This is a genomic window from Falcatimonas sp. MSJ-15, assembly GCF_018918265.1.
Taxonomy (GTDB): domain Bacteria; phylum Bacillota; class Clostridia; order Lachnospirales; family Lachnospiraceae; genus Falcatimonas.
On the sequence record NZ_JAHLQC010000007.1, the window covers coordinates 39,986 to 55,750 of the forward strand.

Consider the following 15,765-nt stretch of genomic DNA (forward strand, 5'->3'; position numbering starts at 1 on the left):
CAAAAGTATAGTTTAGAACCTTTTTGTATGCAAAAATTACATTAAAAAAATATGACAAGAAAAGTTGTCAAAAAGTATTGACAAGAAAAGTTGTCATGTATATAATAAGAGTATAGAAAATGACAAGTAAAGTTGTCAAAAAATGAATTGCGCAATAAGTTAATAAAAAATCTATGAAAGGAAGTGTTAAGATGCCATTGTACAATCGACTGAAAGAATACAGAAGCAAGATTGATGTTAATCAGCAGCAGATGGGAGCACTTGTAGGAGTATCAAGACAGACTATAAGTCAGATAGAGCGAGGAGATTATTCGCCATCAGTTACTTTGGCATTGAAGATTGCCAAAGTGTTTGGAGTAAATGTTGAAGAGATTTTCTGGTATGAAGAGGAGAGTGTTGATAATGAGTAATAATATTAATGAAAGCAATGTTAAAAAGAAAATTGAAGCAGATGATAAGAAAGCATTTAAGCCTTTTATAATACTAATGATAATATGTATTATAGGCGGTGGTTTTGTTGGTTTCTTCTCAGCAATGTTAGCAGATAATGCTGATATGAGCATATTAGTATCATATATAAAAGACGGTGTTCAAAATGGTGCACCAGTAATAGCACTTATCACAACTATGATATTAGTAATATATGCAGGAATTGTGCTTAAAAAAGTTAAGAAAGAGTATAATACATCTTTAATCGAAGAAGGTAACGATGAGCAGATTGAAGAATCTGAACGTAAGATGGCATATGTTATGCTGTTTTCGGGAATAGATCTTGTAGTAGTTATGTTCTCATTAGCAGCAGCAACAGAAGGTCTGCTTGTAAGTGATGAGATAGTAATGCCACTTATAAGAGCTGCAATAAGTGTATTTGATATATTTTTTGCAATGTTTGTTATAACTAAGATTCAGAAACAGTGTGTTAATATGATTCGAGAAGTTAATCCTGAGAAAAAAGGAAGTGTATATGATAGAAATTTCCCAAAAGAATGGTTTGCAAGTTGTGATGAAGCGGAAAAACAGCAGATATATGAAGCATCATGGAGTTCATACAAAGCAATGTCAAAAGCAATAAATATAATTTGGCTTGTATGTATTATTGGTGGTGGATTATTTGGATGGGGGATTATGCCATCATTCGTAGTATCTGTATTATGGCTTGTACAGATTATATCATATAGTGCAAACAGCCTTAAGAAGAGTAAGAAGAAATAGATTGTAATTTAACTGATTTTTACTGGTTGAAGATTCTTTACATTAGAGTATAAACAATATTTTATAAATACTTTACTTAGTTAAAAACAAGTCATTTTTATGGGTAAAATTAGCGAGTATTTCATATATGGTAAAGATAAGATAAAGGAATTGTGCATATTATCCAAACATTACAGTGGAAATTATTAATAATAACTATTCCAAATATATAAAAATACGGGCTGATATTGTTAAAATTTTGATTTGCAAAAAGAACATAGTATGGTTATAATGACAGCGTAAATAGAGATATGTAAAAGGTTTTAATAATAAGGAGTATGATTATTATGTTAAGAAAATTTATCCAGTGTAGAAGTAATGAACAAAGATTAGAATTTGTTAAAGAGTCAAATGTTAAAGACTGGACATCTTCACAGCTTGAGACAGCACTTGAAATCGTTGGATTTAATAAAGATATATCAAATTTTTCAGATGAAGAGAAGAAAGTAACATTAGCAAATGTTATTGCTGATAATATGAAAGCAGAAGGATCAGAAGATCAGATCTTTACAGATAATATGAAAGATGACAAGATGGTAGAAGATGAGACTGTATATGGAACAAAAACAGATGAAGAGAAGTTCAGACAAACAGTTGCATATGCTTTTGTTAGTCAGGCTACAATGAGATTATAATAAAGATTATAAAATAAGTAATTTGTAATACATCGATACCTCAATTTATAATAGATAATCATATTTAATATGTGATTTCAATGAATATCGCCAGTTACGACATATTAAGACGTAACTGGCGATATTTTTTTGCATAAAAATCGTACTAATGCAGATTATATATATCAATACGATTAATAATATTAAATTTTATGATTGTAGTACAGGATGAAGACCTTGGAGAGGGTCTATAAACACTACTACTTTATAATACGAGGATGTGTGCAGGCAGAATGATGATATCGTCAAGAATTGATGAGAATATATTGTATTTTGACAGAGAGCTTAGATTAGATACTAATTTTGATATTATAAGGAGAGATATTGAGATAGGTGAGAAAAGAGCATCTTTTTATTTTATTGATGGCTTTATCAAAGATGAGGTTATGCAAAAACTGATGGATGCACTTTTTAAGATAACAAAAGATGAATGGCCCACAGATATTAAGACATTTATAGAGACAAAAATATCATACGTAGAAGTTGAAGAGTCAGAAGAAGTTGAAGATATAATCATTCAGATTCTGTCAGGCGTGTTATGTATGTTTATTGATGGTTATGACAAAGCGATTAAGTTAGATGTAAGAACTTATCCGGCGAGAGGAGTTGAAGAACCTTGGAAAGACAAAGTTATGAGAGGTTCAAGAGATGGTTTTGTTGAGACTTTGATATTTAATACTGCACTTATAAGGAGAAGAATAAGAGATAGGGAACTATGCGTTGAGATGCTTAATATGGGGAGTAGTTCTAAGACAGATATTGCAATGTGTTATATGGAGAACAGAGCAGATTTAGATCTTGTTAAAGATCTTAAAGAACGTATTATGAATACAAAAGTTGATGCACTTACGATGAATCAGGAGAGTCTTGCCGAGTGTCTGTTTGGAGGAAAGATGCTTAATCCATTTCCAAAATTCAAATTCTCAGAAAGACCTGATACGTCAGCAGCGGCACTTCTTGATGGCAACATCATAATACTTGTAGATAACTCTCCATCAGCCATGATACTTCCAACATCAGTATTTGATGTTATTGAAGAAGCAGATGAATTCTATTTTCCACCAGTTACAGGAACTTATATAAGAATAAGCAGATTTGTTATAACTTTCATTGCATTGTTTCTTACACCGGTATGGCTATTGTATACCAAAAATCCACAGTGGCTTCCTGATACTCTTAGATTTACACTAATGAAGGAGACTGTGAATGTTCCAGTTATTCTTCAATTATTGATTCTTGAACTTGCAATAGATGGGTTAAGGCTTGCTGCTATTAATACTCCGACATCGTTAAGTACTCCACTTAGTGTTACAGCAGGTCTTGTTATAGGAGAATTTACGGTAAAATCAGGTTGGTTTAATGCTGAGACAATGCTTTATATGTCATTTGTTGCACTTGCTACTTATACACAAGCAAGTTTTGAATTTGGATATGCATTAAAATTCATGCGTATAATTATGCTTTTGTTAACAGAGATTTTTAGTATATATGGTCTTATTGCAGGCATAATACTTACTTTTGCAACGATTATATTCAATAAGACAATATCAGGTAAGAGTTATATATATCCTATATATCCATGGAATAAAGAGAAGTTTATAAGAAAAGTTCTAAGAGTAAGATTACCTCATAAGAGAAAAGAGTAAAAAAAGTCGTTACACAAATTGAAAGATGAGGTGACACCTCAAAATTAATCTGTGTAGCGACTTATTTGTCTATTGACTGATATGGTTGCGTATAAAACTCATAATGTGACATAATGGTTTGAATAGGATAAGCGCTGTAAAGAAATTACCAATACAGTGTATTATATCAAAAGGTATTCCTGAAATAAACCATGCAATTCCGGAATTAATACCATAAAAAGCTACCCATAATATAGTACATAAGAATCCGAATGACAGACCATAAAAACCATTTAATATTGCCCAAAATAAAGGATTAGTCTGTTTTTTAAATATCTTGGCAAGAAAGAATAAAACAAGCCATACATACATATATGTAAGAACCCACATTCCAAAACCGTATGTTATTCCTTCGAGTAAGACAAAGGTATATAATGGAAAAAGTGCTTCTACGCCAAAATATATTGTATATACAATTAATAAAACAGATACAACTTCAACATTAGGAAGAAAAGCAAGTGCAACCTGTCCTACATATAAAAGTGCACCTAAAAAACCATATAAGACCAGCCTTTTGATGTTCATAATTAATAACCTGTTGTAAGAGTTAATTCAAACTTGTCATTATCAGCGATAGGTGTCTGTGAAGCACCTGTTTCAAGCATCTGACCATCTTTTGTAATGCACCACCATTCCTGTTTTGAATCATCAGCAGTGATTCCATTAACAGTAGTGATGAAAAGACCATATTCGCTGTCAGAACCTTCAACAAGTTTCTCGTCAACAAGAACATCAGCAAGATATTCAGCATCTGTCTTGTAAGTAAAAGAAGCTGTGTCATCAGGTGTTACAACTTCAACAGTGATTGTTTTTGAGCCTTCAGTTGTCTTTGGCTTATTGCAGAAATATACAGTTGCAAGAACAGCAATAACAACAACTAAAGCACCAAGAGCTGCAAAGAGTTTCTTATTATTCTTCATTTTAAATCTCCTTTAAATAAGTATTGATTAATAGTAGATAAAATTCTGTGCCATAGACACAAATTACTTATCGTAATTAATTTATCAGTTGTTCATTATTATGTCAAGAAAAGTATGAAGAAAATGTGAAAAAAATGTGAACAAAAATATTTGCATTTATGGAGATAATCTATTTAATCTTGCACAAAATTGTGTTACAATAAAATGTATTTTAGAATGAAAGATTATAAGGGTGAGATAATGAAAAAAGAGAGAATACATCTTTTAGATACAGTGAGAGGGATACTTATACTTGGAGTTGTTATATATCATTTTTTATTTGATGTAGCAGTGTTTACAGATATAGATATGACATGGTTTGATGACTGGTGGGTTAATCTTATAAGAGATATAGGAGCAGGAACATTTATATTCATATCAGGAATATCATGCCACTTATCACACAATAATATGAAGAGGGGTATTAAAGCGGCAATAGTTGCAATACTTATAAGTGTTGTGACATATTTTTTTGTACCTGATGAATTTATACTGTTTGGAATAATACATCTTCTTGCATTATGTATGTTATTATATGAACCGGTTCTTAGAATATTTAATAGAGTTCCGGCAGCATTTGGAGCACTTATGGCACTTTCATGCTATCTCTTAACATCGAATGTATATTATGGATATATTGGAATAGCAGGCTTTTTAGAGATACATCTTCCATTAGAGCTGTATGGCAATGTACTTGGCTATATAATAGGCTTTGGCATGTACTCTCCGGTTAGTTCGGCAGATTATTTTCCTGTGATACCATGGATATTTCTATTTATAGCAGGAATAATGGCAGGAGAATATTTTGAGCGAGATAATATAAATGGCATATTTTATAAGAATATGATTCCACCGGTTACATGGCTTGGAACTAAGACAATGATTATATATATATTACATCAGCCAATTATATATGGAATATTTGAACTTATATATGTGCAGTCTTAGTCATCGGATATAGAGTTTGTTTTGATGACTATCTGTTTAGATAGATTAAAAAGGAGAATGGGTATGACATTATATGAAATAGTGAAAAAAGCAGCATCTAAAGTACCAAAAGATGTTGCGTATGAGTACTTTGATTATGAGAGAACTTATGAAGATTTCATAGAAGATATAGATAAGATGGCTTATGCGCTTAGTGTATATGGGATAAGCAGAGCTGATAAAGTCGGAATATGTATGGTTAATTCGCCCAAGCTTCTTACACTTTTATATGCAGTTAATAAGATAGGAGCAGTAGCAGTTATGCTTAATCCTAAGTCAAAAGGTAAGGAACTGTATACTGAACTTACTATGACAGATTGTGCTATATTATTTTTTTCAGATGTAGCAATAAAGAATATATATGAATATGCAATACTTGCACAGCAGAATAAGATTATACCTGTTATAAAGATAGATACTAAAGAGAATCTTCCTATTATGTTCAAATTGGGAATTATGAAAAAATTATATCCTTTTGGTTGGGATAGCAGGATTATATCCTGTATAGGAAGAGAATACTATTATTCATATAAAGATTTTTTTGAAAAATATAACACTTTGGTTATAGAGAAAGCAGATAGCAGATATAACGTGCATAATGCATCTGCAAAACAGGACAATAATGTTAATGAGTATAATGATAAAGAGCCGGCGATAATATTATTCAGTGGTGGGACAACCGGAGAGATTAAAGCTATCGTACATTCATCAGATTCTTTTAATCAGTCGGCAAAGTATTGTCTTAAGACGGAAGAACCATTACCGGATAAGATTACAATGCTTGCAATTTTACCTGCATTTCATATATTTGGGCTTAGTGTTGCGATACATCTTCCTTTTGTTGCTATGGGAAAAGTTATTCTTATGCCATTTTTTCATGCAGATACATTGTGCAGACGCTTTATTAAGGAAGCACCATCATTCATGCCCGGTGTACCAACGGTATTTGAGCGAATGTTAAAAAATGATATTTTTAAGAAAGCAGCAATGAATCATACAATTAATGCAAAGTCATTCAGACATGGATTTGTCGGAGGAGATCATCTGACAGAAGAAGTACGTAATGAATTTAATAATATTCTTAGAGAGAATGGCAGTGATGGATATATATCTATGGGATATGGAATGACGGAATGTTGTCCGATAGCTGTATGTGACAGAGATATTGATGAAGAGGCATGTATAGGTTATGCGTTTCCAGGTAATATAATTAAGATATGTACACCTGGTACAGATATAGAATTAGAAGATGGTGAAAAAGGCGAGATATGTGTTATATCTCCTGCAATGATGCTATATGCATATACAGAAAAAGGCAGAATAATAAAGCCATACGGTGAGAATGTTAAGATGCTTCATACAGAAGATATTGGTTATATAAGAGATGGCAGGATATATTTTGAATGTAGAATCAGACGAATAATAAAAGTATCAGGCCATACAATATTCGCAACGGCTGTTGAAAGCGTGATAGAGAGTAATGAGAATGTTGAAAAAGCGTATGTTGTGCCGGTACATCATTCAGTGAGAGGTCAGGGAGTCTTTGCTTATATTGTAGTAAAAAAATCAGAGAGCGAAGCAGAATATAGACATATTCGTGAAGATATAAGCCGAATGTGTAAAGAAGAATTGATTCCTTATGCAGTACCTGTTGGTTATAGGTTCATAGAAGAGAAGGATGTTCCTAAGACTTCGCTTATGAAGATAGCATGGGGAGAATTAGAGAAGATGGCGGCATTGGAATATTAATACAGATGGAGGAATTAAAGTAATGGAGAATTATGAGTTATTATTAGAGGTAGCATCATTAGCCGGTGAAATAATGCTCAAAAATGGTGCAGAGACATATCGGGTTGAAGATACCATTAATAGAATACTTAAGATGTCAAATCTGGAGACAGTAGCATCATTTGTAGTAACTACGGGAATTGTAGCATCACTTTCTGGTAAGGATGCTCCTACACTTACAGTCGTAAAGAGAGTTAATAGTCGTTCTAACCATCTTGCAAAAGTGTGTGATGTTAATGAGATATCAAGAAAATTCTGTAGTGGAATGATAACGCTTGAAGAAGCGTATGCCAAGTTAAATGAGATTGATAAAAGAACACAGTATCCTGACTGGTTAAAGAATATATGTTATGTTGTGGTAGCAGTATTTTTTACAATTATGCTTGGAGGAAGGATGAATGATAGTATTATATCTTGTATGAATGGTATTATACTTGCCACTCTTTTGTATATTGGCGATAAGATAAAATCGACAGAATTTCTTATGGATGTATTTATATCAATGGTGGTTGCTATTATGACTATAATATATTCAAAGATATTACATATAGCGATTAACATAGATATAGTAATCATCGGCTCGATTATGGCATTATTCCCTGGAGTAGCACTTACTAATGCAATAAGAGATACACTTTCAGGCGATTATGCTTCAGGTGGTGCCAGAATGCTTGAAGCAATAGTAAAAGCAATAGGAATAGGGCTTGGAGTAGGTGCAGGAATAGGATTTATGCAACTATGTATAGGAGGTGTATTATTATGATAAGCAAGGCATTGGCAGCATTTATGGCGGTACTTGCTTTTTGTGTTGTTATAGATGTTCCAAAGAGATATGTACCACAGGCTAGTTTTGTTGGAGGAATAGGCTGGTTTTTATATCTGTATACTTATAATCTATATGATAAAGTATGGGTAGCAACATTTGTATCGGGCTTTATAATAGCACTTATTTCACATATTTTTGCAAAAGTATATAAAGCACCAGTAACTATATTCCTTATAGCAGGAATAATACCTATAGTACCGGGTGGACAGATGTATCGTTCAGTATATTATATACTAATGTCTAATGCAGATAAGGCAGAATACTATATAAGAGAGAGTATACAGGTAGCAGGAGCTATGGCACTTGCAATATTTGTAACAGATTCTATATTTAAGTATATAAGAATGAGTTTTAAAAAAGAAAAAAAATATAAAGTTCCAAAAAGTAGTAAATAATATGTGATAAATATTCGAAAAAATTTCCGAAGATGTAAAAAGCATATTTTGGAGGTAAATTCAGATGAAAGAAATGCATAAGGTCAATATTATTATTACATGGGCATGCGTAGCAGTGCTTATAGTGACGACAATATTAAGCTATGGTAACTTACCAAAGACATATTATGGTTTAGGAGTAATGCTTCTAACTGGAATAATAGTAACAATTCTATATTATTCGAAAGTTGATGAGTATAAAAAAGCACTTGGAATTGTATTAATTCCGTCATATGCAGTACTTATATATTCAGCAAGTGTCAATGGTAATACAGTAGCGTTTATGGCATCATATATAACGCTTGGAATGGCAGTTAGGTATTTTAACAAAAAACTTATTAAATGATATGCAATCCCATATATAATAACAGCTGTTATATGTGGAATAGTATATCCACCGATAATAGATGGAAGTCCTTATGATGCAATGTCCATTATATCCAAAATATCAATATATACAGCAACATGCATTCTTATGTATTCAGGAACAGCTTATGGTGAGAAGATGGTCAATAATGCAAAAGAGATGCTTAATATAGTCGAGAATAATAAAAATGTTGTAGTTGATATAGCTAAGAAACTTAATACTGATATAGTCGCATGTGCAGATGAAGTTGGAACAGTTAATGCACAAGCGGCAGCAGTAAAAGAATCAACAGGTCAGATGGAAGACGTTGTTGAAGAGACAAGTAAAGCGATAATACGTGTTAATGATAAGATTGTTGCATCCACAGAGCAGATTAATAAGAACTATGAATATGCAGCGGACCTTGGAGCAAGATTTAAAGATGTTAATGTGGCAGTTGAAAAAGGCGATAACGAAGCTAAGATTATAGGAAAATCAATGGTGGATATGTCAGATACAGTAAGTGGGGCGAAGGAAGCTACACTTGGGCTTCTTGGCGAGATGGATAAGATAACAGAGATTCTTGATGAGATTAATTCGATAGCATCCCAGACTAACCTATTATCACTTAATGCATCGATAGAAGCTGCAAGAGCAGGTGAACATGGTAAGGGCTTTGCAGTAGTAGCAGATGAGATTAGAAGCCTTTCGGAAGAGAGCAAGGAAGCAGCTAATAATATTCATGGTATAATAAAATCATTAGCAGCAACAACCCAGTCTGTATCAGATAAGATAAATGAAGGAGCTAATGCAGCAACTAAAAGTGCTGAGAAAGTTGAGAATCTTCTTGAACTTCTTGGTGATATAATGAATACAACAACACAAGCATCTGAGATTGTAGATGAAGAATTTAAGATAATTGAAGGCATAAAGCAGAAATATGATGAAATTCAGGACGAACTAGAAACAGTAGTTGCAACATCAGAAGAGAATTCAGCAATGATAGTTACGATTACAGAGAGTATTACATCCCAGACAGAAGCAGTATTCAGTCTTAATGATTCAATAGGTAATCTTAAAAAAGCGTCAGAAGAACTTCATGAACATTTCAATGAATAACGAGAAGAGTAAAGATATTAGCGAAGATTAGTCAGATATAGAGAATAAGAAAATGCATTAAATGATAACATATAAGTTGTCTTTAATGCATTTTTTATATATGCAATGAACTAAAAGAGGCATAAGCAGAAATTACCTTGATAATTATAGAAGATGGATAGGAAAATTTAATGATAATTGGATAATTGGAAGTAATATAGATTTAGAGTGTCAAATGAAAGTTGACTTGACAATATATAGCGTATATGAAATAATTTTCAGATGTGGAATTAAGATAATGTCAGCAAATTATACCGAAAGAATACTAATAGAATATTAATAGGATAATAAGGATATATTTGCTGTATATAATAAAAGGTGAATGATATGGAGATAAATCAAGGTCAGAAAAAAGCTATAGAACATTATAAAGGTCCAATGCTTGTCCTTGCCGGACCGGGTTCAGGTAAGACTTTTGTTATAACGAGAAGAACTCTTAATCTTATAGAGCATTATGGAGTTAATCCGGGGAATATTCTTGTGATAACATTTACAAAAGCAGCAGCTATAGAGATGAAAGAGCGATTTATAAAACTTGCAGGTGGACCTATGCCAGTTACATTTGGTACATTTCATGCTATATATTTTAATATACTTAGATATGCATATAATTATAATGCGTCCAATATAGTAAGAGAAGAGCAGCGAATAGCGAATGTAAGAGAAACCGTTCAGAAACTCAATATGGATATAGAAGACGAAACAGAGTTTGTTAACGATGTGTTGAGCGAGATAGGCCGTGTTAAGAATGAAGGAATAGATATTAATAACTATTATTCGTCTAATTGTGCAGATGATACATTTAAGAAGATATATAACTCTTATGAAAATTATCTGATAAGTAATAATCTGTTGGATTTTGATGATATGCTTGTAATGTGCTATGAACTTTTAAAAGAGCGTAAAGATATACTTGCAGCATGGCAGAACAAATATAAATATATACTTATTGATGAGTTTCAGGACATCAATAAGATACAATATGATGTGATAAAGATGATAGCGGCTCCCACAGATAATATATTCGCAGTTGGTGATGATGATCAGTCGATATATGGCTTTAGAGGCGCAAAACCTGAGATTATGCTTAATTTTGAAAAAGATTATGATAATGCAAAGAGAGTTTTGCTAGATACTAATTATCGTTCAGTAGAGACTGTTGTTGAGTGTGCAAAGAGAGTTATTGGTCATAATAGAGTACGATTTGATAAGAATATAATTGCAGGCAATACGAATCGAATTCCTGTTGATATTATGGAATTTGCCGATTCGAAGGAAGAGAATGAGTATATTCTGTCTAAGATAAAAGAATATAAGAAGAATGGACATAATTACAGTGATATGGCAGTTCTGTTCAGGACTAATATCGGACCACGGCTTCTTATACAGAAGTTTATGGAATATAATATTCCATTTAAGACGAGAGATTCGATACCTAATATATTTGAACACTTTATAGCTAAGAATATTATCTCATATATAAAAGTAGCACTTGGCGATACCAGCAGAGCACAGTTTTTACAGATTATGAATAAGCCAAAGAGATATATAAGCAGGGACAGTCTCCCTGATGTGGAAGTTAATTTTGATGAACTGTGCTATTATTATAGAGATAAAGACTGGATGGTAGAGCGAATCAACAAACTGATATATGATCTTAGAATGTTAAGGAAGATGGCACCGTATGCAGCTATCAATTATATAAGACATGCAATTGGATATGAAGATTATCTTAAAGAGTATGCAGAATATAGAAGAATGAAATATGAAGATCTTCTTGATACACTTGATGAGATAATGGAGACAGCAAGAGGGTTTGCTACATACGAAGAGTGGTTTGAACACATGGATGAGTATTCAAAAGAACTTATAGAACAAGTGAGAAAGCAGAGAGAGAATGTTGATGGTGTATCTCTTGCAACATTTCATTCGAGTAAAGGTCTTGAATATAGAGATGTATTCATAATAGATGCGAATGAAGGAATAACCCCACATAACAAAGCAGTTCTTGATGCTGATATCGAAGAAGAGAGAAGAATGTTCTATGTTGCAATAACAAGAGCTAAAGAGAATCTATGTGTAGCTTATGTTAATGAGAGATATAATAAGAAGCTTGTTCCGTCACGTTTTGTAGGAGAGATGAGTATTGGAGATAATGAACTTAAGGAAGGTACTCATATTGAACATGTAAAATATGGTGAAGGTATAATTCGTAAAAAGGAAGATACTAAACTGTATATATTTTTTAAAAATTCAGGTAAGGAACTGGTTATGGATGCAGAGTTTCTTATTACCAATAGAATAATTAAGATTAAGGAGAATTAGAGGTATGGCTAAACTATATTTTAGATATGGTGCAATGGGAAGTTCTAAGACTGCTAATGCACTTATGGTTGACTATAATTATAAAGAGAGAGGTAAGACAAGCTGTCTTGTAAAACCTAAGATAGATTCTCGTGATGGCGATAAGATTGTGCGTTCAAGAATCGGACTTGAAAGCGAATGTGAATATCTTGAAGAATTAGTAAGATTAAGTGATGATGAACTTAAAAAATATGATTGTATAATTGTAGATGAAGCTCAGTTTGCAACCAGATCACAGGTTGAATTCATGGTTCATATTGTAGATGATCTTGGAATTCCGGTAATATGTTACGGATTAAGAGCAGATTTTCAAAATGAACTTTTTGAGGGGAGCAAATGGCTTCTTGCATGGGCAGATAAGATTGAAGAGATTAAGACGGTATGCTGGTGTGGAAGTGGTGCAAGATGCAATGCGAGAGTTAATGAAAAAGGTGAGATAGTAAGAGTCGGTGAGCAGGTTGTACTTGGCGCTAATGACAAATATATATCACTTTGTAGAAAACACTTCAATCTTGGAATGGTAAAACCCGAAGATTAATATAGCCCCTAGAATACATATAAGTTAAGATTAGCTATATATGTATTCTGGGGGCTATTGTTTTTATGATTGCGAATTATAGATTATTCTTCATCGTCAGCATCAACTAATTCATCAAATTCCTGAGAATCAAGGAATTCATCAAAAGCATCAGATACGATATCATATTCTTCATCGCTTTCAATATTATCAAGAACTGGTTCACCATTATCAGTTTCACTATAACGATATAAGAATACTTCACCTTCATCAGCTTCTTCACCTTCTAAAGGAAGTAATGCTATATAATCATTGTCACCTGCTTCAAAGATTGTGATAACTGCACATTCAAGTTCTTCGCCATTATCAAGACTAAGTGTTACAGTGAATTCACCATCATTTTCATTTTCAAATTCTTTTGACATTATATACCTCTTTTCATAGACTATATTGTGTGATTAACCACATAATCACTCTAACAGAAATAAATATAAAAATCAAGGAAATAAAGTATAAAGAAAAGCTGAAATAAAAACGATATAAAAAACGATCAAAAACAATGAAAAAATGGTTGACTTGTGGGAAAAATATTATAAAATAGAACATAGGTCGTAAGTACCATTTATACTATATTTGGAAGGAGAAGCTTTCGTGGTTACAAGTAATGCAGGTGAAAACCGCAGCAAAGAATTTAAATCAAACAACAGAAATAACACAGAACGTTATCAAAATCAAAAGGATAACAGACCAAGGAAAAATTCAGGGAAAGGAAATAATGGTGCAGGCTACGAAGCTAGAGACGCAAAGCCACACTTTAAAGGTCAAAAAGATAGCAACGGTAATGGCGGATTTAAGAGAGATAATAACCGTGATAACAACCGTGACAATGCAAACAGAGACCGTAATAACAGAGATGGTGGCGGATTTAAAAACCGTAACTTTGTTCCAAGAGACAAGGATAAGGATTTAGACAGAGAGATGCGTCAGTCCGAGAGAAGAAACCAGTCTTCAAAAGAGAGTAAAGTCAAGGAACAGCAGCCAGACAAGATGGAGATTGTAAAACGCCTTGAGAGAGAGAAGAAAGCTGTTATGCGTAAAGAGAATGACAATCGAAAAGCAAAGACAGCCAAGCCTCAGATGAAGCCAAAAAGAGCTAACAATATCGATTGGACCAGAGAATATGAGAATGATTCATATGATGATGATGAATTCGATATGTATTATTAAGATATAGAGATGTTTAACAGAATATTTTTTATAAGAAAGATATTGTAATTGTTTTAACGAATGACATATAAAGCCTCATTTATTGAATGATAGATGAGGCTTTTGTTGATACATTCTTAATACAGACAGGATTATTAATCAGTATATAGAAAAAAATACTTGTGTTTTTTTAACATATATTGTAAAATAATTTTTGAAAGTTAATTTTCTTTAAAATAACAGCTTCAGAGTTAATATAATTAAGCTGAGAAGTAAAGAAGTAGAAGATGTCGAAGAAGACAATTTTTGTAGTAATACAAAGGTTGTCTTTTTTTTACGCAAACAGTATCATATTAGATAAGTATCTAATATATAAGGAAAAGAGGAATATATATGGATAAAATTGATAAAAAATTAGTAATACTATTACAGCAGAATGCAAGAATGCCTTTAAAAGCATTGGCAGAACAGGTATTTTTGTCATCGCCGGCAGTATCAGCAAGACTTGAGAGACTTGAAAAAGAGAATATAATAGTTGGATATGAAGCTAAGGTTAATCCATTGAAGTTAGGTTATCATATAACAGCATTTATTAATCTTGAGATAGTGCCTGCACAGAAACCGGAATTCTATCCTTTTGTAAGAGATTGTCATAATGTAATAGAATGTAACTGTGTAACAGGTGATTATTCAATGCTATTAAAAGTAGCATTTGCAAGTACTATAGACCTTGATACATTCATAGGTCAGCTTCAGAAATTTGGAAGAACAAGTACACAGATAGTATTCTCAACACCGGTTGAGACAAGAGGAATAGACGTTAATAAAGATGTTATTTCAATGGATGAGATGTAGCAAAAATAAGGGGAATGTAGTATAATACAGTTATGATAGACAGAGAGGAAGGTATTGCGTATGAAGGTAAAGACAATTATGATTCCATTTCCAGAATTAAAGAGTGTATCTGTTGATAATACACTTCGTGAGGCATTACAGATTATTGAAGATAATCAGCTCTTTTCAATGCCGGTAGTCGATGGAAAGAAGTTTATAGGTGTTCTTTCAAAACGATATGTTTATGAAACTTACTTTAAAGAGTTTGAAGGAACCAAGGAAGAATTCCTTGACAAAAAAGTTATCGAACTTATGAAGACAAGATTAGAGACAATAAGCGTAGAAAAGCCTATAGAAGAAGCAGCACTTATGTTTATTAATTCTAAGGTAAGATTTATACCTGTAACGAATGAAAAAGAAGAACTTGTTGGAATAGTAACACAGCAGGCAATATTCAAGCAGTATCAGAAGATATTTGGTTCTAAAAAGGATACATTTGTTGTTGTTACTTATGATTTCAAAGGTGTTCTTGCAAGAATATCAGAGATAATAGCAAGACATGGCGGTAACATTAAGAATATAGTCCAGATTGATACAGAGACAATTGGTCTTCAGGAGATATTTATAACTGTTGAGGGCAAAGATTTTGATAAAGTAGTAAAAGCTCTTATCAAGAATGGATTTGATGTCAGATTAAGTGAAGCTAAATAAGATGAATGTAACTGTAATATAGAGT

Annotated in this window: 18 protein-coding genes; 15 read left to right on the plus strand and 3 right to left on the minus strand. The window is 32.5% G+C overall.

From position 1 onward, the window contains the following. Positions 1-191: 191 nt before the first annotated feature. The 4 genes from KQI85_RS06740 to KQI85_RS06755 all read left to right on the plus strand — a co-directional run bounded on the left by KQI85_RS06740 (position 192) and on the right by KQI85_RS06755 (position 3,571). Positions 192-410 (plus strand): helix-turn-helix transcriptional regulator, encoded by a 219-nt coding sequence (locus tag KQI85_RS06740; RefSeq protein WP_216575322.1) that lies wholly within the window; start codon positions 192-194, stop codon positions 408-410. Beyond that, complete coding sequence (locus KQI85_RS06745) at positions 403-1,212, plus strand: DUF3169 family protein (protein WP_216575323.1); 810 nt, start codon at positions 403-405, stop codon at positions 1,210-1,212. The genes KQI85_RS06740 and KQI85_RS06745 overlap by 8 nt, the downstream gene beginning before the upstream one ends. 326 nt (positions 1,213-1,538) lie before the next feature. Next, entirely contained in the window at positions 1,539-1,886 is a 348-nt protein-coding gene (locus KQI85_RS06750; RefSeq protein ID WP_216575324.1) for a hypothetical protein, read from the plus strand. A 272-nt stretch (positions 1,887-2,158) separates the two neighbouring features. Further along, positions 2,159-3,571, plus strand: a complete 1,413-nt coding sequence (locus KQI85_RS06755; RefSeq protein WP_216575325.1) for a spore germination protein — start codon at positions 2,159-2,161, stop codon at positions 3,569-3,571. A 69-nt stretch (positions 3,572-3,640) separates the two neighbouring features. Here KQI85_RS06755 and KQI85_RS06760 read toward each other — a convergent pair whose 3' ends face one another. Together KQI85_RS06760 and KQI85_RS06765 are read right to left on the minus strand one after the other, a co-directional pair. After that, positions 3,641-4,135, minus strand: a complete 495-nt coding sequence (locus tag KQI85_RS06760) for a hypothetical protein (protein WP_216575326.1) — start codon at positions 4,133-4,135, stop codon at positions 3,641-3,643. A gap of 2 nt (positions 4,136-4,137) precedes the next feature. Beyond that, complete coding sequence (locus KQI85_RS06765) at positions 4,138-4,530, minus strand: DUF4430 domain-containing protein (RefSeq protein ID WP_216575327.1); 393 nt, start codon at positions 4,528-4,530, stop codon at positions 4,138-4,140. Positions 4,531-4,746: 216 nt separating this feature from the next. On the opposite strand from KQI85_RS06765, the gene KQI85_RS06770 reads away from it, so the two are divergent. From KQI85_RS06770 to KQI85_RS06805, 8 genes are all read left to right on the plus strand, one after another. Next, positions 4,747-5,517 carry a heparan-alpha-glucosaminide N-acetyltransferase gene (locus KQI85_RS06770; protein ID WP_216575328.1) on the plus strand — a complete coding sequence of 257 codons (771 nt, stop codon included), beginning with the start codon at positions 4,747-4,749 and terminating at the stop codon, positions 5,515-5,517. 63 nt (positions 5,518-5,580) lie between these two features. Then, positions 5,581-7,305: a class I adenylate-forming enzyme family protein gene (locus KQI85_RS06775; RefSeq protein ID WP_216575329.1), complete on the plus strand. Its 1,725-nt coding sequence runs from the start codon at positions 5,581-5,583 to the stop codon at positions 7,303-7,305. Between the two features lie 22 nt (positions 7,306-7,327). Then, a complete protein-coding gene (locus KQI85_RS06780; protein WP_216575330.1) occupies positions 7,328-8,107 on the plus strand; it encodes a threonine/serine exporter family protein in 780 nt (259 codons plus the stop codon). Further along, positions 8,104-8,565, plus strand: coding sequence for a threonine/serine exporter family protein (locus KQI85_RS06785; protein WP_216575331.1), 462 nt, complete (start codon positions 8,104-8,106; stop codon positions 8,563-8,565). The genes KQI85_RS06780 and KQI85_RS06785 overlap by 4 nt, the downstream gene beginning before the upstream one ends. A 64-nt stretch (positions 8,566-8,629) precedes the next feature. Next, positions 8,630-8,950, plus strand: a complete 321-nt coding sequence (locus KQI85_RS06790; protein WP_216575332.1) for a hypothetical protein — start codon at positions 8,630-8,632, stop codon at positions 8,948-8,950. 129 nt (positions 8,951-9,079) lie between these two features. After that, entirely contained in the window at positions 9,080-10,069 is a 990-nt protein-coding gene (locus KQI85_RS06795) for a methyl-accepting chemotaxis protein (protein WP_216575333.1), read from the plus strand. Between the two features lie 366 nt (positions 10,070-10,435). Continuing rightward, entirely contained in the window at positions 10,436-12,433 is a 1,998-nt protein-coding gene (locus KQI85_RS06800) for an ATP-dependent helicase (protein ID WP_216575334.1), read from the plus strand. Positions 12,434-12,437: 4 nt separating this feature from the next. Then, the gene (locus KQI85_RS06805) at positions 12,438-13,010 is read left to right on the plus strand and encodes a thymidine kinase (protein ID WP_216575335.1); all 573 of its coding nucleotides are present in this window, start codon (positions 12,438-12,440) and stop codon (positions 13,008-13,010) included. Between the two features lie 83 nt (positions 13,011-13,093). Here KQI85_RS06805 and KQI85_RS06810 read toward each other — a convergent pair whose 3' ends face one another. Next, positions 13,094-13,414, minus strand: a complete 321-nt coding sequence (locus tag KQI85_RS06810) for a DUF1292 domain-containing protein (protein WP_216575336.1) — start codon at positions 13,412-13,414, stop codon at positions 13,094-13,096. A gap of 226 nt (positions 13,415-13,640) precedes the next feature. Between KQI85_RS06810 and KQI85_RS06815 the strand changes: the two genes are divergently transcribed. The 3 genes from KQI85_RS06815 (at position 13,641) to KQI85_RS06825 (ending at position 15,740) form a co-directional block, all read left to right on the plus strand. Then, on the plus strand, positions 13,641-14,216 hold the full coding sequence (locus tag KQI85_RS06815; RefSeq protein ID WP_216575337.1) for a hypothetical protein: 576 nt from the start codon (positions 13,641-13,643) through the stop codon (positions 14,214-14,216). Positions 14,217-14,588: 372 nt separating this feature from the next. Next, positions 14,589-15,050: an Lrp/AsnC family transcriptional regulator gene (locus KQI85_RS06820; RefSeq protein WP_216575338.1), complete on the plus strand. Its 462-nt coding sequence runs from the start codon at positions 14,589-14,591 to the stop codon at positions 15,048-15,050. A gap of 60 nt (positions 15,051-15,110) precedes the next feature. Beyond that, complete coding sequence (locus KQI85_RS06825) at positions 15,111-15,740, plus strand: CBS domain-containing protein (protein ID WP_216575339.1); 630 nt, start codon at positions 15,111-15,113, stop codon at positions 15,738-15,740. Positions 15,741-15,765: the final 25 nt, after the last annotated feature.